Origin of the sequence: Cobetia sp. D5, from assembly GCF_035666195.1 — a bacterium.
GTDB classification, from domain to species: domain Bacteria; phylum Pseudomonadota; class Gammaproteobacteria; order Pseudomonadales; family Halomonadaceae; genus Cobetia; species Cobetia amphilecti.
On the sequence record NZ_CP142020.1, the window covers coordinates 349,312 to 368,809 of the forward strand.

A 19,498-nucleotide genomic window follows, 5' to 3' on the forward strand; every position below is an offset into this window, starting at 1 on the left:
CTCGTCGCCGGCGAGGCGATGACGCACAAAATCCGGTAGAATGCCTGCCCCCGTCAGGAAGAGGCTTCGGCGTGGGCGCGGCGGTTGGCAGGCTTGCGTCAATGCGTGAAACTAGAAGCCCCCGCGGGCATGTCAGTCATCAGCAGGAGTCAGCCAGGCATGAGCGAGATTCAGGATCAGGATCGCGAGACGGCAGCGCTCAAGGTGCCGCCCAATTCGCTGGAGGCCGAGCAGTCGGTGCTTGGCGGCTTGATGCTGGACAACAGCGCCTGGGATACCGTCTCCGAGCGGCTGGTGGCCGACGACTTCTATCGCTATGAGCATCGTCTCATCTACAACGCCATGTCTCAGCTGGTCGGCGGCAGCCGCCCGCTGGATGTGGTGACGCTGTCCGAGCTGCTGGAAAGTCGTGACCAGCTCGAGTCGGTCGGCGGGCTGGCGACCCTCGCCGAGCTGGCGCGCAATACGCCCTCGGCCAGCAACATCAAGGCCTATGCCGACATCGTTCGCGAGCGCGCCACGCTGCGCAAGCTCATCCAGGCGGCCAACCAGATCGCCGAGAGCTCCTTCAGTCCGCAGGGCCGTGATGCCGATGAGCTGGTCAACGAGGCCGAGCGCCTGGTGTTCCAGATCAGCGAGTCGCGGCCCAAGAGCGGCGGCCCCAAGGGCATGAGTCAGCTGCTGACCGGCGCGGTGGACCGCATCGATGAGCTGTTCAACCTCAAGGGCCAGATGACGGGCCTGTCGACCGGCTTCCGTGATCTCGATGACATGACCTCCGGCCTGCAGCCGTCGGATCTGGTGATCATTGCCGGGCGTCCCTCGATGGGCAAGACCACCTTCGCCATGAACCTGGTCGAGCATGCCGTGGTCTCCGGCGACAAGCCGGTCGCCGTGTTCTCGATGGAGATGCCCGCCGAATCGCTGATGTTGCGCATGATCTCCTCGCTGGGCCGCATCGACCAGACCAAGGTGCGTACCGGCCAGCTGGAAGACGAGGACTGGCCGCGCCTGACCTCGGCGGTCAACCTGCTCAAGGACAAGCAGCTGTTCGTCGATGACACCGCGGCGCTATCGCCCAACGAGATGCGCTCGCGCTGTCGACGCATGGCGCGTGAGCATGGCGGCATCGGCCTGATCATGATCGATTACCTTCAGCTGATGCAGGTGCCGGGGCTTTCCGAGAACCGTACCGCCGAGATCTCCGAGATCTCGCGCTCGCTGAAGGGCCTGGCCAAGGAATTCGCCTGCCCGGTCGTGGCGCTCTCGCAGCTGAACCGCTCGCTTGAGCAGCGCCCCAACAAGCGCCCGGTGATGTCGGATCTGCGTGAATCCGGCGCCATCGAGCAGGATGCCGATGTCATCGCCTTCGTCTACCGTGATGAGGTCTACAACAAGGACAATCCCGACAACAAGGGACTGGCCGAGCTGATCATCGGCAAGCAGCGTAACGGCCCCATCGGTACCGTTCACATGGCCTTCATCGGCAAGTACACCCGTTTCGAGGACCTGGCGCCCGACAGTTATGGCCAGGCCTTCGCTGAATAACGTGATGCGTACGCGCGTCAATCATGTACCCGGGCGGCGGCATCGCCGTTGCCTCGCAAGACCCGCACTGACGGGGAGGAGATAGCATGGCAGGTGGATTTGGGCGCGGACGCGCACGTACCCCCAAGCTGCAGGGCCGCGGCACGCTGGAGAGCCTGGAGCGTGAAGGGCCCTTCAAGGAATGGCTGGGCATGCCGGACCTCTACCGCTTCACGCTGGTCGTGGAAGGTGAGAGCTATAGCTACCAGACCGAAGACAGCGAAGTGCCGGTGGTAGCCGGTGATATGGTCGTCTTCCGCTACAAGGAGACCAAGGCGGGCAAGTGGATCGACCGCAACTCCCTCGGCAAGGCCATCGACCCCAACTCGCTGTAAGCGTCACCCTGGCGCATGAGGATCACGCCATACCGGCTGCCAGGCCGGCATGGCGTGATCCTGTTTTGATCGAGATAGGCGGTACGTCGAGATAGTCGGCACATCGAGTTAGTCGAACTGGCGTCTGGCATCCCCTCTGCCGGATGAGGCGCCTCATGCGCCGCGCGTCACCTTTGTCATCCCTCTGTCATATCAGCATGTTCAGATTCTGACATGCTCCCATCCCCGTCCCTGCAAGCCGCTCATGGCCAGCCTGTCGTCGAATCCCGTCATGCACTGGAGGCGTTGCTGCGTCTGCGCCAGGTGAGCATGCATTTCCAGCCCATCGTGTCGTCCAACGGCCGTGAGGTCTTCGCCTATGAGGCGCTGGCGCGCGGGAATGCCGCAGGGCCACTGGCCTCACCGCTGACGATGTTCTCGGCGGCGCGCGAGCACGGCCGTCTGGTGGAGCTCGACAGCCTCTGTCGCGAGCGTGCGCTCGAGCAGTGGTCGACGCTGGGCCTGACGGAGCGGCTGTTCATCAACGTATCTCCCGATGTGCTGCTGGATGGCGCCCACTCGCCCGGCCTGACGCGACGCCTGCTGCGGCGCTTCGGCCTGCGTCCGCATCAGGTGGTGATCGAGCTGACCGAGCAGACGCCGGGGCTGGATTCGGCGCTGATGCGGGAAGCCGTCAGCCATTATCAATCGATGGGCTTCGCCATCGCGCTGGATGATCTCGGGGAGGGCTATGCCAGCCTCAAGCTGTGGTCGTCGGTGCAGCCGGACTTTGTCAAGATCGACCGTCACTTCATCAGTGGTATCCATGCCGACCCGCTCAAGCGGCGCTTCGTGCGCTCGATCATCGATATCGCCCACGGCAGTGGCAGTCAGGTGATCGCCGAGGGAATCGAGCATGAGGCGGAAATGGAATGCGTGCGCCAGCTGGGGGCTGACTACCTGCAGGGCTGGTTGTTCGCGCCGGCCGAGGCCGACCCGCTCGGCCAGCGTGCTGCGCTCGACCGGCATCTGCGCCAGCTGAGTCGCAGGCTGCAGCAGCGCCCGCCGCCTGGCCGCAGCATCGGCAGTCTGGCACGCGCCGTGACGCCAGTGCAGCAGGATGTCACCGTCAATGAGGTCGCCCAGCGTCTGCATGCCGAGCAGGAGGTGATGTCACTGGCCGTGGTGGACGAACAGCAGCGACCGGTGGGCCTGATCATCCGCCATCGCCTGCTGGGGTTGCTGAGCCAGCGCTTCGGGCCGGAACTGCATGCGCGACGCTTGATCCATGAGGTCATGCAGAGCAGTCCGCTGCGCGTCGAGGCGGATGAGACGCTGGAGCGCGTCTCGGCCAAGGTGACCGGCCGCGAAGGCAGCGATCGCGATGAGGACTTCATCATCACGCGGGGCGGGCGCTATCAGGGGCTGGGGCGCACCCTGGATCTGCTGCGTATCATCACGGAGCTGCAGGTGGCGAGCGCCGAGGAGGCCAACCCATTGACGCGCCTGCCGGGCAACGGGCCGATCGAGCGTCAGTTGCTCGACTGCGTGGCTGGCGCGGGCTTGGGCGAGGACTTGCGAGAGGACTTGGGCGAGAACAGCAACGCGCGCAGTGCCGAGTGGGCCGCGATCTATCTGGATCTCGACAACTTCAAGCCCTTCAATGACCGCTTCGGCCACGCGCAGGGTGACCGCATGCTGCTGGCGCTGGCGACGGTATTGCGCGATGCGCTGCAGGAGGGTGACTTTCTCGGCCATGTCGGCGGCGATGATTTCGTGATGACGCTGTGCATGACCGAATCTCACCGGGCACTGCGCCTGACAGCGCTCGAGCAACGTCTGGCTGGCCTGCAGTCGGCATTCCAGCATGCGGTCGCCAGCCTGTATCCGGCCGATGTGCTGGCAGCGGGTGGCTTTCAGGGCCACGACCGCTTCGGCACCACGCGCTTCTTCCCGCTGACGCGACTGTCACTGGTAGCGCTGCATGGCCTTGCCGGGTGCGAGACTACCCGGATCGCCGCGCGCTGGAGCGAGCTCAAGAGCGAGGCCAAGGCGCGGGACTCCGGGCGTGTCATCGAGGCGTGTGCCTCACCAGTGCAGTGATCTCCGCCTGCGAGTCACTCAATCGTCATCCGCCTGCCCCATGACTGTCATCGCTGGCCATCAGTCTGGCGTGAAGCCTTGAAGTTCATCCTGAAGTGTCGGGCTGCTGGGAGCCTGAGTCGCCCAGCCCCTGTTTTCACGGGCTATCCTTGTACCACATCGTCGTCTTACGGCCTTACCATGCGCAGTCCCCTGGATGCGCAGGAGTCTTTACATGTCCAGAACCGCCAGCATCTTCACGCCGTCCGCCATCTTTACCAGCAATCTGCAATCCTTGATGGCCGAATACCCTGCACTGGAGGCACGCGTGATCAGTCATGCCGCCAGCCGTTTCTATCAGGTCCAGCTGGTGCTGGAAGCCGCCGGCGAGGAAGAGGAGGAGCGCAGTGAGCTGCTGATGAAGCGCGGCAAGCCGATGCTGTTCCGCTCGCTGGAGGATGTCTACAGCGAGCTCAAGCGGGGCGGGATGTCACGGGCGTGGCTGGTCTCGCAGATCGCCAATGACGAGATGATCGGCCGCCCGCCGCAGTACCATCAGCCCTTGAGTTCGCGTATCCCGTTGAGCTTCTGAGCCCGCGCTACTGGCTCAGGTGTGCTTTTGGGGCACCCAGCGACCAATGCGCTCTCGATGGCGGGCGAAGAAGCGGTAACTCATGTCCATCAGCGGGCGCAGGCCCGGCAGCAGCGACAGGCGTACCAGGCGCCGATAGCCGAGCACCGCATAGAGTGCTCGGCTGGCATCCATGCCGACATACCACTCCCCGCGTGCGTCCTGCACATGCAGACGTCCCATCATCGTCTCGAAGCTCAAGCCCAGCGCCTGAGGCGAGAAATCTGGTGCACGGATATCCACCGTTCTGACCCGCTCCCGCCCGGGATGCCTGGCCAGCCAGGCGACCTCGCGCTGGCACAGGGGACACTTGCCATCGTGATAGAGCGTGACCGGTGCGCTGGCTTGCCAGATGCGACTCATGAGGATTCCTTGTCGGTCGTGAGACTGGAGGGTGCGGCGTAGTAACCGGCGCGATGGGCATCACTGCCATAGTCCGCGGCGCTGTCGAGGCGAGCCAGAAAGGCGTCAGCCTGTTGCAGCAGGGCTTCGCGCTTGTCGTCCTTCATGCGTCGCCAGCTGCCGTAGACCAGTGACATGCGCGGATCGCGTGACAACGCCTCGCGATGGCGCTCGATGAAGTGCCAGTAGAGGCTGTTGAACGGGCAGGCATGCGGGCCGGTGACCTTCTTCGGCGAGTACTGGCACCTGGCGCAGTGATTGGACATGCGGTCGATGTACTTGCCCGAGGCACAGTAGGGCTTGGAGCCCATCAGGCCGCCATCGGCATGCAGCACCATGCCCAGCGTATTGGGCAGCTCGACCCACTCACAGGCGTCCACATAGACCGCCAGATACCAGTCGCATAGCGCCTCGGGCTTCACGCCGCACAGCAGCGCGAAGTTGCCCGTGACCATCAGGCGACGAATATGGTGGGCGTAGGCATGCTCGCGGGTGCTGGCGATGGCCTGATCCAGACAGCGCATGCCGCTGTCCCCCGTCCAGAAGAATTCCGGCAGGTTGCGGCTGGCTTCCAGCCGGTTCTCGCGCTTGTAGCCGGGCATGCGCGTCCAGTAGATGCCGCGCACATATTCGCGCCAGCCGAGTATCTGACGAATGAACCCCTCCGCCGAGTTGATCGGCACCTCGCCGCGCCGCCAGGCGGCGTCCACGGCGCTGCAGACCTCCTGCGGGCTCAAGAGGCCGATATTGAGCGCGGCAGACAGGCGTGAATGGAACAGGAAGGGATCGCTGTCCTCGATGGCATCCTGATAGCGGCCGAAGTCTGCCAGGCAGTGATCGAGAAAATGCGTGAGGTCAGAGCGGGCCTGGGCCCGGGTGACGGCCCAGTTGAAGTTCTCGAGGCTGCCGAAGTGGCGCTCCTTGTCACTGGCCTGCTCCCCGAAGCGCGCCGCGACCAGCGCCAGCACCTCGCGAGTCGTCGCATCCGCGTGATGGGCATGCACCGGCGGCGGTGGGGCGTGGAAGTCATCTGGAATCGGTTCGCGGTTGTCGTGGTCGTGGTTGAACTTGCCGCCGGCGGGTTCGCTGCCTTCCATCAGCAGGTCGGTGTCACGGCGTTGCTCGCGATAGAAGTATTCCATGCGCAGTTGCTTGCGGCCCTCGGCCCAGCCGGCGAAGGCTGCCGGCGTGGTGAAGAAGCGTGTGTCCTCGAGGACTTCCCAGCGCACGCTGCCGGCCTCGCGCCGCGCCAGAAAGTCGTCCAGCAGCCGCCACTCGCCGGGGCGGGTCACCAGCACGCCATCACACTGATACAGGGCGGCCAGACGCTCTGCCTCGCTGGCCAGACGCTGGAGGTTGTCCGGGTCATCCAGTCGGCTTTCATGTACCTGCCAGCCACACTCCCTGAGTTCCTGGGCGTGATGGCGCATCGCGGCCAGCATCATCGCGATCTTGTGCGGGTGGTGCGGCACGTAGCGGCCTTCCTCCTCGACCTCGCAGAAGGCGATCACGCTGTCGGCGGGCGCCTGCTTGAGGCTTGCCAGCTCATGGCTGAGCTGGTCGCCGAGGATCAGCACCAGTGGCCGCGCGAAGTCGTGACGTGTGGCAAGTTGCAGAGTGGAGGGTTCGGGCACGATGACTCCGGGAGGGTTGTGACAATAATTGTCTTAAAGCTATACAAATCGTGATGATAGTATAACTTCATCCCTCACGCACAGGGCGAGCTGGTAATATGGCTGCGCTGTCGGTGAAGGTGGCTGCGCTGCGGTGCAAGTGGCTGCGCTGCCGCTTCACCTCTCTTCTTGCCCCTATTCAGGAGTCCATCATCCATGAGTACCCCGCGTTTTGGCGTCATGCTGGTCAATCTCGGCACCCCCGATGCCCCGACCCCCAAGGCGGTGCGCCGTTACCTCGCGGAGTTTCTCGGTGATGTGCGCGTGATCGACCTGCCGCGTCTGCTCTGGCTGCCGATTCTGCATGGCCTGGTGTTGACGACGCGTCCCAAGAAGGTGGCCGAGGCCTACGCCTCGGTGTGGACAGAAGACGGCTCGCCGCTGATGGCGATCGGCAAGCGTCAGCGCGCCGCGCTGGAAGCACGCCTGGCCGAGTCGCTGGGCGAGGACATTCCCGTCGAGCTGGCGATGACCTACGGCAAGCCGACCATGGAAGAGGTGGGGCGCAAGCTCGCCAGCCGCGGTGCCGACCGCATGCTGATCCTGCCGCTCTATCCGCAGTTTTCGCGCACGACCACTGCCGCGGTCTTCGATCGCCTGGCGCGTGCACTCAAGCCGTGCCCGCATCTGCCGGAGCTGCGTTTCGTGCGCGACTATCACGACCACCCGGATTACATCGCGGCGCTGGCCACCAGCGTGCGTGAGCACTGGGAGAAGGAAGGTCGGCGCGGCAAGCGCCTGCTGATGAGCTATCACGGCATTCCCAAGCGCTATGCCACCGCAGGCGACCCCTACCCGACGCAATGCGAGCGCACCAGCCAGTTGCTGGCCGAGGCACTGGGGCTTGGTGACGATGAGTGGGCGATGACCTATCAGTCGCGCTTCGGCAAGGCCGAGTGGCTCAAGCCGTACACCGATGAAACGCTGAAGGCGTGGGGCGGTGAAGGGCTGGAAAGCGTCGATGTCATCTCGCCGGCCTTCGCGGCTGACTGTCTCGAGACGCTGGAAGAGCTGGAGGAAGAGAACCGCGGCTACTTCACCGAATCCGGTGGTGGCGACTTCCGCTACATTCCGGCGCTCAATGACCGCAGTGACCATATCGATCTGCTTGAGGCGCTGTGTCGCCAGCATACTCAGGGCTGGTAACGAGCAGGCCAGTCATACTGCCATTGCCCGAGAAATGAAAACGCCCCACCAGTCATCACTGGTGGGGCGTTTTCATGTTGCTGGCCTGCTGTTCGTGAACCCGCTCCTGCGAATCAGCGCTCGTGGCTCAGAGCCAGGATGGTGAGAGCCTGCCTGGCGAGAGCCGAGAGCCGAGAGCCGAGAGCCGAGAGCCGAGTGACGATCACGGCAGGCGGGATTCGCTGGCCTCGGCGTTGACCTCGTCCGGCTCCTCGGCGACTTCGAGTCGCTCCGGCACGTTGCGTGTGCGGCTGTCCGCCACCAGCTTCTGGTGCAGCGCCGCCTTGGACAGCAGGTGAGCGGTCACGGGGGCGGTGATGAACAGGAAGATGGACACCAGCATTTCCTGAAAGCTGAAGTGGCCGGTGGTGGCGCGGAAGTAGATCATCGACGCCATCAGCACGCAGCCGACCCCCAGCGTGGTGGTCTTGCTGGGGCCGTGCAGGCGCATGTAGAAGTCCTTGAGGTGCGTCAGTCCCAGAGAGCCGATGAAGGCAAACAGGCCGCCGGCAACCAGGAAGAAGGCGATCACGCCTTCGAGGACAGGATAGAACCAGGTGGGCATGGGGAGTCTCCGCTCAGGTCATTCGATGATGTCGCCGCGCAGCAGGTACTTGCAGACTGCCACGGTGCTGACGAAACCGAGCATGGCGATCAACAGCGCCGCCTCGAAGTAGGACTTGCTGTTGAGCTGGATGCCGAACAGCACGATCAGGGCGATGGAGTTCACGTACATGGTGTCCACCGCCAGAATGCGGTCCGGCAGGTCCGGCCCGATGGCGAGCCGGAAGACGTTGAGCACCAGCGAGGCGGCGAACAGCGCGATGCTGATCCACAGGGCGATGTCTAGCATTCGAAGATCTCCTTGAGCGGACGCTCGTAGCGCTGGCGGATCTCGTCGATCAACTCCTGCTCATCCTCGACATCCAGCGCGTGGATGATCAGATGGCGACCATCCAGCGTCAGATAGGCCGAGACCGTGCCCGGCGTCAGCGTGATGGTGCTCGACAGCAGGGTGATCGGGAACTTCTCCTCAAGCTCCAGCGGGTAGCGCACGAAGGCCGGGCGAAACTTGGCGCGCGGATTGAGGATCAGGTAGGACACCTGCAGGTTGGCGATGATGATGTCCATGATCACGCGCAGGAAGTAGCTGATCAGCCGCCAGGGCTTCTGGAGGTCAGGCTGCGGCTCCCAGAAGCGGTAGGTCAGGATGGGAATCGCGATGGCCAGCACTGCCCCGAGCAGGATCTGACCGGGCGCGACGCTGTTCTGCAGCATCAGCCAGACGATCAGCAGCAGCACCGACAGCATCGGCGTGGGCAAGAGACGTGAACGAGGCTTGATCATGAGACATCTCCCTTCAGCGGCGGTGCGGTTTCCGGTGCCGCGTCCTTGCCGAGCAAGGATTCAAGATAGGGGGCCGGGTTGGACAGCTGCTCGGCGGTGGCCTTGGTCCAGTTCGCCAGCGGCCCCGCGAAGATGACCAGCATCAGCGCGGCCGAGATCAGCCCGCCAGTGGCGATGCCACGGGCTACGCCGATGCGCTCGCCACTGGGCTCGGCCTTGCTGGTGCGCCAGAACACGCTGGAACCGGCGCGTGAGCAGGCGACCAGCGAGCACAGACCGGCCAGCAGCAGCAGCGGCCACAGCCAGAGCTGCTGCTCCGGCGTCGCCGAGGCGAGAATCAGCGCCTTGCCGATGGCGCCCGAGAACGGTGGCAGCCCGGCGGCGGCGGCGGTGCCGATCAGGAAGAGGCCGCCCAGCAGGCCTGCCTGCAGCAGCGGGCGCGAGCGCACGATGCGTGCCCCGGCCTTGCCGCGCTGACCGGCGACCACGTCGACCAGCAGGAAGAGCCCGCCGGTGACCAGCGTCGAGTGGATCAGGTAGAACAGCAGCGCGCTGTCTGCCTCGATCGTGTTCATGCCCAGCGCCGTCAGCAGCGTGCCCACCGACACCATCACCAGATAGGCCACCAGGGTGCGCAGATCACGCGCCGAGAGCACACCCAGCATCGCCACCACCAGGGTGGCGAGCCCCGCCCACCACAGCCAGTCACGACCGAGGTCCGCCAGTGCGCCAGCGTTGTCGGTGAAGATCAGTGAGTAGACGCGCAGGATGGAATAGATGCCGACCTTGGTCATGATCGCGAACAGCGCCGCCACCGGTGCCGAGGCCGCGGCATAGGCGCGTGGCAGCCAGAAGTACAGCGGCAGCATCGCCGCCTTGAGGCCGAACACCACCAGCAACAGCAGGCCACCGGCTTCCATCAGACCGGCACGGCCCGGGTCCAGCGTAGTGACGATGACCGCCATGTCGGCCATGTTCAGGGTGCCGGTCACGCCGTACAGGATACCCAGCGCGATCAGGAAGAATGCCGAGCCCATCAGGTTCAGCACCACATAGTGCAGCGCCGACAGCGTGCGTGCCTTGCTGCCGCCATGCAGCAGCAGGGCATAGGAGGCGATCAACAGCACCTCGAAGAACACGAACAGGTTGAACAGGTCGCCGGTCAGGAAGGCGCCGTTGATGCCCATCAGTTGCAGCAGGAACAGACCGTGGAAGTTGGAGCCGGTCTCATCGATGCCCGCCGTGGCGTACAGACAGGCCAGCAGCCCCAGCAGCGAGCTGAGCAGCACCATGGTCGCCGACAGGCGGTCCAGCACCAGCACGATCCCGAACGGCGGCTGCCAGTCGCCCAGCGCGTAGTAGCGGATGGTGCCATCACCGGCCTGCACCACCAGCGCGATGGCGATGGCCACCATCAATGCCTGGGCCACCAGGCTGACCGTGCGGCGCAGGGTCGGTGAGGTGGCACGGCTCAGCAGCAGGCCCGCCCCCACCAGCAGTGGCAGGACAATCGGAAGGACAATCAGGTGTTGCAGCATCACTTGGTGTCCTCTTTCTCTTTCGAATCATCCAGGCGATTGCCGTTGACGTGGTCACTGCCCAGGTCGCCGCGCGCGCGCATCGCCAGAATGACCACGAAGGCCGTCATGGCGAAGCCGATCACGATGGCGGTCAGCACCAGCGCCTGGGGCAGCGGGTCAGCCGCTGGTGAGCCGGCACCGACCACGGCTGGATTGCCGTGCATCGCAAGGCCACCCATGGAGAACAGGAACAGGTTGACGGCGTAGGACAGCAGCGTCAGGCCGACCACGACGGGGAAGGTGCGGCCGCGCAGGGTGAGGTAGACACCGCAGGCGGCCAGCAGGCCGGTGGTAGTGGCGTAGAGGGCTTCCATCACATCTTCTCCTTGGTCGGGCGATGCGGAGTCGTCAGCTTGCCCAGATTGGCGAGAATCATCAGGGTCGCGCCGACCACGGTCAGGTAGACGCCGAGGTCGAACAGCAGCGCGGTGGCCAGCTCGATTTCCCCGATGACGGGCAGGGTGAAGTGGCCGAAGGAGGATGTCAGGAACGGATAGCCGAACACCCAGCTGCCGGCGCCGGTCAGGCCGGCGATCAACACCCCGGCCGCCGCGACGGGCTGATAGGGGAAGCGCAGCCAGCGCTGCGTCCAGTCCACGCCACGCGCGATGTAGAGCAGGATGATGGCCACTGCCGTCACCAGACCGGCGATGAAGCCGCCGCCCGGCGCATTGTGGCCCCGCAGGAAGATGTAGACCGAGACCAGCAGAGCCAGCGGCAGCAGCGTCTGGGAGACGGTGGCCAGGATCATCGGATGGCGATCCGGCGACCAGCCACGGCCATCCAGGTCACTGGACGGCATGAACAGGCGCAGACGGTTGAGCAGCTTGAAGATCGCCAGACCCGCGATGCCCAGTACGGTGATCTCACCCAGCGTATCGAAGCCACGGAAGTCGACCAGAATCACGTTGACCACGTTATGGCCACCGCCACCGGAGACCGCATTGGCCATGAAGAAGTCGGAGATCGACTCCACCGGGCGGGTCAGGATGGCGAAGTTGAGGCTCGCCACCACCACGCCGAAGGCACTGGCCAGCAGCACGTCGCGCATGATGCGGCGTGCGCTGGATTCCTTGGGCGTGCGCTGGGGCAGGAAGAACAGCGCCAGCATCAGCAGGATCATCGTCACCACCTCGACCGCCAGCTGGGTCAGTGCCAGGTCCGGTGCGGCGAAGCGCGCGAAGGCCAGCGAGGTCATCAGGCCGACCACGGACAGCATCAGCAGCGAGATCAGACGCTTGCGGTGGGTGATCGCGGTACCGAGGCCGGCCAGACCGGTGATCACGGCGCCGGTCAGCAGCATGCCATCGAAGGGCTGTTGCTCAAGCTCTCCGCCCAGTTGCGGCACGGCCAGCAGGCCGATGCCGACGAACAGCAGCGCGGTCAGCAGCAGCCACAGCATGTAGCGCTGCAGCGAGCCATTCTCGAAGCTGTCCATGCTGCGTTCGGAAAGCTTGACGAGACGCTGCACGTTGGCCTCGAACACCAGCAGGGCATTGCGGGCGCGGAACTGACGCTGGAAGGAATAGAGGTGGTGGCGCAGGGCATAGACGGCGACGCCGCCCGCCAGCGCGATACCGCTCATCAGCAGCGGCAGATTGAAGCCGTGCCAGATGGCGAGACTGAAGTCCGGTACCGGTCCGGCCAGCACGCTGGCGGAGGCACTGACCAGCAGGTCCTTGATCACCAGCGACGGCAGGATACCGACCAGCAGACAGATCAGCACCAGCACCTCGATGGGCAGCTTCATGTAGCGCGGCGGCTCATGCGGGGTCTTGGGCAGATCCTTCGGCTCGCCATTGAAGAAGACGTCGTGGATGAAGCGCAGCGAGTAGGCCACCGACAGGATGCCACCGAGGGTCGCCAGCGCCGGAATCAGCCACGACAGGCCGCCCAGCAGCTGGGCATCGAGGCTCTCGGCGAAGAACATCTCCTTGGACAGGAAGCCGTTGAGCAGCGGCACACCGGCCATCGAGGCCGAGGCGACCATCGCCAGCACCGTGGTATGCGGCATGTAGCGATACAGGCCGTTGAGCTTGCGGATGTCACGCGTGCCGCACTCGTGATCGACGATGCCGGCGGCCATGAACAGCGAGGCCTTGAAGGTGGCGTGGTTGATGATGTGCAGCAGGCCCGCGACGGCGGCCATCTGGCTATTGAAGCCGAACAGCAACGTGATCAGGCCCAGGTGACTGATGGTCGAGAAGGCCAGTACGCCCTTGAGGTCCTGCTTCATCAGCGCGAACCAGGCGCCATACAGCAGGGTGGCCAGGCCGGTCAGGCTGACGATGTAGAACCACAGGTCTGTCCCCGCGAGCACCGGGTGCATGCGCGCCAGCAGGAAGACACCGGCCTTGACCATGGTGGCGGAGTGCAGGAAGGCGGACACCGGCGTCGGCGCCGACATCGCATGGGGCAGCCAGAACTGGAACGGGAACTGGGCCGACTTGGTGAAGGCGCCCAGCAGCACCAGCACCAGCGCGACCGGATAGAGCTCGTGGGAGCGGATCTGGTCCGCCGCGGCCAGCACGTCATCGAACTGGTAGCTGCCGACGATATGCCCGATGACCAGGATACCGGCCAGCAGTGCCAGGCCCCCGGCACCGGTGACGGTCAGGGCCATGCGGGCACCCTTGCGCGCCTCGCTCAGCTGGTACCAGTAACCGATCAGCAGGAAGGAGCTCAGACTGGTCAGCTCCCAGAATACCCACATCAGCAGCAGGTTGTCTGCCATCACGATGCCGAGCATCGCGGTCATGAACAGCATCAGGAAGCTGTAGAGGCGTGCCAGCGAATCCTCGCCCGACAGGTAATAGCGGGAATAGAGAATGATCAGCAGGCCAATGCCGAGAATCAGCAGCACGAACAGCCCCGACAGACCATCGAAGCGCAGCGACAGGTTGAGTCCCAGCTCCGCGATCCAGGGCAGATGGAACTGGGGCACCATGCCCGAGAAGACGTCTCCGAGGTGGAAGACGGCGATACCGAGTGCTATGGCAGGTGCCACCGCGGTCAGCCAGGCAAGGCGTGCGCGGGGCAGATTTCTGGCCATCAAGGGCACCAGGGCACCGAGTAACGGCAATAGCACGATCAACAGCAGGGTCATGGAAGACTCGCTCCAGTCGTTGTTGTAGTACGTAGTCCGTCATTCGTGGGCAGCGCAGACACAGGCTCAGGGCCGGACTGCCAGCTTCGAGATCGGGAGGCGGAGTTTCGGCCACTGGGTGCCGACAGAATAGGCGAGCGCACTGCAGGTTGCCGCGATGAAGTGCCGGACACACGAGACTCTGTCAGGAAGACGTTCTCATGGGGCCATGCGAGACACGTCACGCGTCACGCGGCAGCAAGGGTTGGCAGTGGCTGGCTCAGGCTGCACGGAGGATCTGGCGCGGGTTCAGCGCGTCAATCGCTCCGGGCATGACGTTACCGTCGCAAGGGGCGGATCCGTCAGGAAGGGGAGTCGCACGGCACGGGGTGCCAGCATCCAGGATGGGATGAGGTCCGCAGCGCGTCCCCGGCTGCCCGCAACGGGCAGCCGGCGAATATGCCGGGTTGGTGCGGTCATGTCATGTCTTGCGAGCATGGCCGTATTCCTCCTGAAGCCCCTGGATGACAAGTGTGTGTTCGAGTGGAGACACTTGCGCGATCTTGTTGAAAACATTGATGGAACGTGACCTAACCTCTCGAATGTATCACGCACTTGCACCCCTCGCCAGCGCATGCCCGACCCGCCGGAACGCGACATGTACCGTGTGAAGTGTTGTACAAGATGTCGATTTTCTTGTACAAATGTTGCACGCCATACGTTCCACGGAGTCATCATGCACGAGGTCGCCAGCATGAATTCGGGCAACGCACCGGAAACCTCTCTGGTGTGGTTGCGTCACGACCTGCGGCTGGAAGACAACCCGCTGTTCGCGCTGCCCCTGTCACGTCGCCCGCATCAGATGCTGGTGATGTATGTCTTCGACCGTCGCTGGCTGACACCGAGCGACGGCTTGCCACGCCTGGGGCCAGCGCGCCTGCGCCTGTTGTGGCAGAGCCTGATGAACCTGCGTGGCATGCTGTTGCGTCGCGGCAGTGACCTGCTGGTGCGCGTCGGGGACCCCGTCGAGGAAGTGCTGACGCAGGTCGCCCAGCATGATGTCCAGTGTCTGGAGGTCAGTCTCGCCGCCGCGCCGGAAGACAGCCGCGCCCTGCAGCAGCTCTCACGGCGCCTGCCGGCCTCGACCCGCCTCCACTGTCACCCCCCTGACCAGATCGCCTTCGACAGCCAGCTGCTGGATGGCCCGCTGCCGGGCAGACTCCCCCGCGAAGAGACGGCGCGCCTGCGTGTGGCGCATGAAGCGTCCCGCGTTGTAGATGAGCGTGCGACTCCCTCCAGTGATCTCACTCTGCGTGACACAGCCTCTGCTGACACAGGCGCATCAGACGATCATGACGCCCTGGCGACCTGCGCCGCGCTTGCCTCGCAGGTGCTGCACGCCAGTGGTGGCGATGACGCTGGCGTGGCCGACCTGATGCTGCCGCCTTGTGCTGTGTTGACGCCGACGCCCGGCGCCATGCAGGCCCGCCCTCAGCGCGAGGCTCTGTCTCAACACGAGGCTTTGCCGACAGGGCTGAACGATGAGCAGTGGCGCGCGCTGTGCGAGGCGCAGTCGCCCTTGCAGGGGCTGCCCTATTCCCTGCCGCCGTGGCCCGATTCTGCCTCGCGTGGCTTTCCGCCGCTGGATGCCATCTGTGGCTCGGCGCAAGCCTGGCAGCCGGCGACTGCCCGGCTTGCGGAGCTGCAGGGCGGCGAGGAGCCAGCCCGCGCATACCTGTCGACCTTGCTGTGGGGCAAGGCCTGGGCGAAGGGAGATGCCGGCAAGGGCGATGACGACTCGATCGAAGGGGCGTCCTATCAGCGATCGCACTCTGTCGATGCCGAAGGCGCTGGTGTGCCGACGGGACTGGCACCCCAGCGGGAGGCGGGGAAGACGCTTGACGATATGCAATCGATGGCGCGCCCGGCGGATGCATGGCCACTGGCAGCATGGCTGGCGCTGGGTTGCATCAGTCCGCGCCGCATTCTGCAGGTACTGGATGCCCGCCGCCGCGAGGCGGGTGATGAGGCGATCAATCAGCAGCTGCTGGCCATCGTGCTGCAGCGCGAGTGCTGGCAGCGCATGCTGCGTGACAAGGATGAGGAGGCTCGCGCGGCCTGGTATGGCGCCGCGTTGCGGGAAGACGCCGCAAATGACGCCGCCTTTGCGCGCTGGAGCGAAGGGCGAACCGGCGATGCCCGGGCCGACAAGGCCATGCAGATGCTGGTACGTGAAGGCTGGTTGCCGTGGTCCGAGCGCAAGTATCTGGCCGGTGCCTGGCTGGAGGGCGGCGGCGACTGGCGGTTGGGCGCGCGCTGGTTCGAGCGTTGCCTGCTCGATTACGACGCCGCCATCCACTGGGGCGAATGGCGGCATCTGGCGGGCTTCGATGTGTGATCAGACGGTGTCGATATCACGCCAGTCGTCTAGGAAGATCCAGGCCCTGGTGGCACCTCATCCATGACCTGCTGCTTCTACGACTTGCTGCTACTATGATCTGCTGCTTGTATGACCTGGCGCTCTTCAGCCCAGGCGTGCCAATAGCGCCGTGACGGCCGTCTCGACGCGCAGGATGCGCTCGCCCAGATGCACCCCTTCAAAGCCTGTCGCCATGAATTTCTCGACCTCATAGTCCACGAAGCCGCCTTCCGGACCGATGGCCAGCATCACCGGCTCGCGGACGGCGCGTGGGCATTCATCCGGCATGCCAGGATGGGCGATGATGCCGCGCAGAGGCGTGCCTGATGCTGGTGTCATCAGTGCCGGCAGGCAGTCTTCCACGAAGGGTTTGAACAGTTTCTCGTGGGTCACCGTCGGCATGATGGTGTCACGCGCCTGCTCCAGTCCCAGCACCAGATGCTGGCGAATCTTGTCTTCCTTCAGTTCCGGCGACTGCCAATAGCTCTTCTCGACCCGTCGCGTATGCAGCAGGGTGATGTGCTTCACGCCCAATGCCGTGACGTGTTCCAGCGAGCGTGCCAGCATGCGCGGGCGCGGCAGCGCCAGCAGCAGATGCACGTCGAGTGGCGCCGGCGGCTGACGGTCCAGCGTCAGGCTGAATTCGGCGCTGTCCGCCTCCAGTCGCTCCAGGCGGCCACGGCCGATCAGGCCACCCTCCACCCCCAGCGTCATCTCGTCGCCGACGCTGGCACGATGCACCTCACGCAGATGGCGCAGGCGGCGTGGGTCCGTGACACGTGCATGGTCCTGAGCGGTCAGGTCGTCAGCGCCGAGCAAAATCAGATTCATGGCAATACCGGGGCAGTGGAGGGCGGGATGCATCGCTTACAGACAACGGCAAGCGGGCGTTATTCTAGCATGTCGTGCATGCTGACCCGACGGGGACAGCGTTGGCATGGCGTCAATGGCTGACGCGTGGTGACGCCTTTTCTTGCAGTCCCCCCCCTTGAGTGCACAATGAAGAAAAATCGACAGGAGCCTGACACGTGCGAGTGATCCGCAAATATGCCAATCGGCGCCTATACGACACCGAGCAGAGCCGCTACGTGACCCTGGAAGACCTGCGCAGCCTGGTGCTGGCGGAAGAGGTCTTCAAGGTCGAGGACGCCAAGAGCGGTGAGGACCTCACGCGCACCATCCTGCTGACCATCATCATCGAGCAGGAGCAGGGCGAGGGCGAGGCCGAGGTCTTCTCCAACGAGCTGCTGGAGCAGTTCATCCGCATCTACGCGATGGCCAAGCCGCTGCCGCTGGCCGGTTATCTGGAGCAGGGCACGCGCCTGATGATGGAGCAGCAGCAGCGCATGCAGGAGCAGTGGTCCCAGGCCATGCGTCACTCGCCGATGGAGATGATGCGCGAGGTCGCCGAAGAGAACCTGCGCTTCTGGCAGCAGGCCATGGGCGCTGGCATGGGCGCTGGCAAGAACGCCTCACGCTCACAGCCGAGTGATGCGGATGCGGCGCCTGATGAGTCGGACACGCCGTCGGACGATGAGCGACGCTGAGTGTGACACCGTGTCAGATCCAGCTTTCACATAAATTCATCGTGATGTGAAAAGGGGCGCCCCGAGCAGGGCGCCTTTCTGCCATAATGCGCAGCCTGATATTTCCTCGGTAGCTCGCGCCATGCGGGTAGCCCTGATCCACACTGGCTCATGAAGGTTGAAAAGATGAAGGTCCTGATCATCGGCGGCGGTGGCCGCGAACATGCGCTGGCCTGGAAGGCCGCCCAGTCATCCCGTGTCGAGGAGGTCTTCGTGGCGCCCGGCAATGCGGGTACGGCGCGCGAGTCCAAGCTGACCAATCTGGCGATTGCCGCTGACGATCTCGATGCGCTGGTCGCCTTCGCGCGTGACAACGCCATCGAGCTGACCATCGTCGGCCCGGAAGCGCCGCTGGTGATCGGCGTGGTCGATCGCTTCCGCGAAGCGGGGCTCAAGTGCTTCGGCCCGACGGCCGGTGCCGCCCAGCTGGAAGGCTCCAAGGCCTTCACCAAGGACTTCCTGGCGCGTCATGCCATCCCGACCGGCGACTACGCGACCTTCGCGGAGGTCGATGCGGCGCTTGAGTACCTGGCGGCCCATCCGGCGCCGATCGTCATCAAGGCCGATGGCCTGGCGGCGGGCAAGGGTGTCGTGGTCGCGATGAGCGACGAGGAAGCCCGCGCCGCGGTGCGTGACATGCTCGAGGACAACGCCTTCGGCGATGCCGGCGCACGTGTGGTGATCGAGGAATTCCTCGACGGCGAGGAAGCCAGCTTCATCGTGATGGTCGACGGCGAGAACGTGCTGCCGATGGCCACCAGTCAGGATCACAAGCGCGTCGGCGAAGGCGATACCGGCCCCAACACCGGCGGCATGGGGGCCTACTCTCCGGCGCCGGTGGTGACGGCTGACGTTCACCAGCGCGTGATGGACGAGATCATCCTGCCCACCGTGCGTGGCATGGCGGCCGAAGGCCATCCCTATACCGGTTTCCTGTATGCCGGCCTGATGATCGATGCCCAGGGCGCGCCGAAGATCATCGAGTACAACTGCCGCTTCGGTGACCCGGAAACCCAGCCGATCATGGTGCGTCTGAAGTCCGATCTGGTCGCGCTGTGTCTGGCCGCCGAAGACGGGCGTCTCGACACCCAGACCTGCGAGTGGGATTCCCGCGCGGCGGTCGGCGTGGTGCTGGCAGCTGGCGGCTACCCGGCCAGCTACCGCAAGGGCGATGTCATCAGCGGCTTCGATGCTGCCGAAGCGACCGGCTGCAAGGTCTTCCATGCCGGCACCGCCGAGCAGGACGGCCAGGTCGTCACCAGCGGTGGTCGCGTGCTGTGCGTCACCGCACTTGGCGACAGCGTCGCGGCGGCCACCGAGCGTGCCTATGAAGGCGTCGATGCCATCAGCTGGCAGGACATGCTGGTGCGTCGCGACATCGCCTGGCGTGCCATCGCTCGCGAGCGCGGCGATAGCTGAAAGCGCTGAGTCGCACGGGCCACCGCCCCGCGACATGCCTGCTTCACGACAAGACCCGGCCTCAGGCCGGGTCTTGTCGTTGGGGCGTCTCTCGACGCCCTGAGCGCCTACGACCATCGTGTCGGGGTCTGGTCATGTCGGTATCGGGCATGCGATAACCCTAGTCATCCTATATTCCTTCTTGAGGC

General features: G+C 64.7%; 17 protein-coding genes. 8 read left to right on the forward strand and 9 right to left on the reverse strand.

What is annotated here, in order from left to right; genetic code table 11:
• Positions 1 to 159: 159 nt before the first annotated feature.
• The 4 genes from dnaB to U0O11_RS01610 all read left to right on the forward strand — a co-directional run bounded on the left by dnaB (position 160) and on the right by U0O11_RS01610 (position 4,575).
• Positions 160 to 1,548, forward strand: coding sequence for a replicative DNA helicase (gene dnaB / locus U0O11_RS01595; protein ID WP_165873876.1), 1,389 nt, complete (start codon positions 160 to 162; stop codon positions 1,546 to 1,548).
• Positions 1,549 to 1,634: 86 nt separating this feature from the next.
• Positions 1,635 to 1,922, forward strand: a complete 288-nt coding sequence (locus tag U0O11_RS01600; protein ID WP_043334752.1) for a hypothetical protein — start codon at positions 1,635 to 1,637, stop codon at positions 1,920 to 1,922.
• 213 nt (positions 1,923 to 2,135) lie between these two features.
• The gene (locus U0O11_RS01605; RefSeq protein WP_324691273.1) at positions 2,136 to 4,004 is read left to right on the forward strand and encodes a bifunctional diguanylate cyclase/phosphodiesterase; all 1,869 of its coding nucleotides are present in this window, start codon (positions 2,136 to 2,138) and stop codon (positions 4,002 to 4,004) included.
• 214 nt (positions 4,005 to 4,218) lie between these two features.
• The gene (locus tag U0O11_RS01610; protein WP_324691275.1) at positions 4,219 to 4,575 is read left to right on the forward strand and encodes a DUF6482 family protein; all 357 of its coding nucleotides are present in this window, start codon (positions 4,219 to 4,221) and stop codon (positions 4,573 to 4,575) included.
• A 15-nt stretch (positions 4,576 to 4,590) separates the two neighbouring features.
• On the opposite strand, the gene U0O11_RS01615 is transcribed toward U0O11_RS01610, so the two are convergent.
• A complete protein-coding gene (locus U0O11_RS01615; RefSeq protein WP_324691277.1) occupies positions 4,591 to 4,977 on the reverse strand; it encodes a thiol-disulfide oxidoreductase DCC family protein in 387 nt (128 codons plus the stop codon).
• Entirely contained in the window at positions 4,974 to 6,650 is a 1,677-nt protein-coding gene (locus U0O11_RS01620) for a cryptochrome/photolyase family protein (protein ID WP_324691280.1), read from the reverse strand. Before U0O11_RS01620 ends, U0O11_RS01615 begins: the two co-directional genes overlap by 4 nt.
• A gap of 195 nt (positions 6,651 to 6,845) precedes the next feature.
• Between U0O11_RS01620 and hemH the strand changes: the two genes are divergently transcribed.
• The gene (gene hemH / locus U0O11_RS01625) at positions 6,846 to 7,835 is read left to right on the forward strand and encodes a ferrochelatase (RefSeq protein ID WP_054555275.1); all 990 of its coding nucleotides are present in this window, start codon (positions 6,846 to 6,848) and stop codon (positions 7,833 to 7,835) included.
• A gap of 202 nt (positions 7,836 to 8,037) precedes the next feature.
• Here the strand turns inward: hemH and U0O11_RS01630 are convergent, their stop codons facing one another.
• From U0O11_RS01630 to U0O11_RS01655, 6 genes are read right to left on the reverse strand one after another with little or no spacing between them, the layout of a single operon-like run.
• Positions 8,038 to 8,439 (reverse strand): Na+/H+ antiporter subunit G, encoded by a 402-nt coding sequence (locus tag U0O11_RS01630; RefSeq protein WP_054555276.1) that lies wholly within the window; start codon positions 8,437 to 8,439, stop codon positions 8,038 to 8,040.
• An 18-nt stretch (positions 8,440 to 8,457) separates the two neighbouring features.
• Positions 8,458 to 8,727 carry a K+/H+ antiporter subunit F gene (locus U0O11_RS01635; RefSeq protein ID WP_043334744.1) on the reverse strand — a complete coding sequence of 90 codons (270 nt, stop codon included), beginning with the start codon at positions 8,725 to 8,727 and terminating at the stop codon, positions 8,458 to 8,460.
• Positions 8,721 to 9,221: a Na+/H+ antiporter subunit E gene (locus tag U0O11_RS01640; protein WP_043334742.1), complete on the reverse strand. Its 501-nt coding sequence runs from the start codon at positions 9,219 to 9,221 to the stop codon at positions 8,721 to 8,723. Before U0O11_RS01640 ends, U0O11_RS01635 begins: the two co-directional genes overlap by 7 nt.
• The gene (locus tag U0O11_RS01645) at positions 9,218 to 10,759 is read right to left on the reverse strand and encodes a monovalent cation/H+ antiporter subunit D (protein WP_324691284.1); all 1,542 of its coding nucleotides are present in this window, start codon (positions 10,757 to 10,759) and stop codon (positions 9,218 to 9,220) included. The genes U0O11_RS01640 and U0O11_RS01645 overlap by 4 nt, the downstream gene beginning before the upstream one ends.
• The gene (locus tag U0O11_RS01650; protein ID WP_043334740.1) at positions 10,759 to 11,115 is read right to left on the reverse strand and encodes a Na+/H+ antiporter subunit C; all 357 of its coding nucleotides are present in this window, start codon (positions 11,113 to 11,115) and stop codon (positions 10,759 to 10,761) included. The genes U0O11_RS01645 and U0O11_RS01650 overlap by 1 nt, the downstream gene beginning before the upstream one ends.
• The gene (locus U0O11_RS01655; RefSeq protein ID WP_054555277.1) at positions 11,115 to 13,907 is read right to left on the reverse strand and encodes a monovalent cation/H+ antiporter subunit A; all 2,793 of its coding nucleotides are present in this window, start codon (positions 13,905 to 13,907) and stop codon (positions 11,115 to 11,117) included. The genes U0O11_RS01650 and U0O11_RS01655 overlap by 1 nt, the downstream gene beginning before the upstream one ends.
• Before the next feature lie 715 nt (positions 13,908 to 14,622).
• Between U0O11_RS01655 and U0O11_RS01660 the strand changes: the two genes are divergently transcribed.
• Positions 14,623 to 16,284: a deoxyribodipyrimidine photo-lyase gene (locus U0O11_RS01660; protein WP_324691287.1), complete on the forward strand. Its 1,662-nt coding sequence runs from the start codon at positions 14,623 to 14,625 to the stop codon at positions 16,282 to 16,284.
• Positions 16,285 to 16,410: 126 nt separating this feature from the next.
• On the opposite strand, the gene U0O11_RS01665 is transcribed toward U0O11_RS01660, so the two are convergent.
• The gene (locus tag U0O11_RS01665; RefSeq protein ID WP_248379880.1) at positions 16,411 to 17,136 is read right to left on the reverse strand and encodes a 16S rRNA (uracil(1498)-N(3))-methyltransferase; all 726 of its coding nucleotides are present in this window, start codon (positions 17,134 to 17,136) and stop codon (positions 16,411 to 16,413) included.
• Between the two features lie 197 nt (positions 17,137 to 17,333).
• On the opposite strand from U0O11_RS01665, the gene phaR reads away from it, so the two are divergent.
• Both phaR and purD read left to right on the forward strand, forming a co-directional pair.
• A complete protein-coding gene (gene phaR, locus U0O11_RS01670; protein ID WP_248379881.1) occupies positions 17,334 to 17,852 on the forward strand; it encodes a polyhydroxyalkanoate synthesis repressor PhaR in 519 nt (172 codons plus the stop codon).
• Positions 17,853 to 18,017: 165 nt separating this feature from the next.
• Positions 18,018 to 19,310 (forward strand): phosphoribosylamine--glycine ligase, encoded by a 1,293-nt coding sequence (purD, locus tag U0O11_RS01675; RefSeq protein WP_043334731.1) that lies wholly within the window; start codon positions 18,018 to 18,020, stop codon positions 19,308 to 19,310.
• Positions 19,311 to 19,498 lie beyond the last annotated feature (188 nt).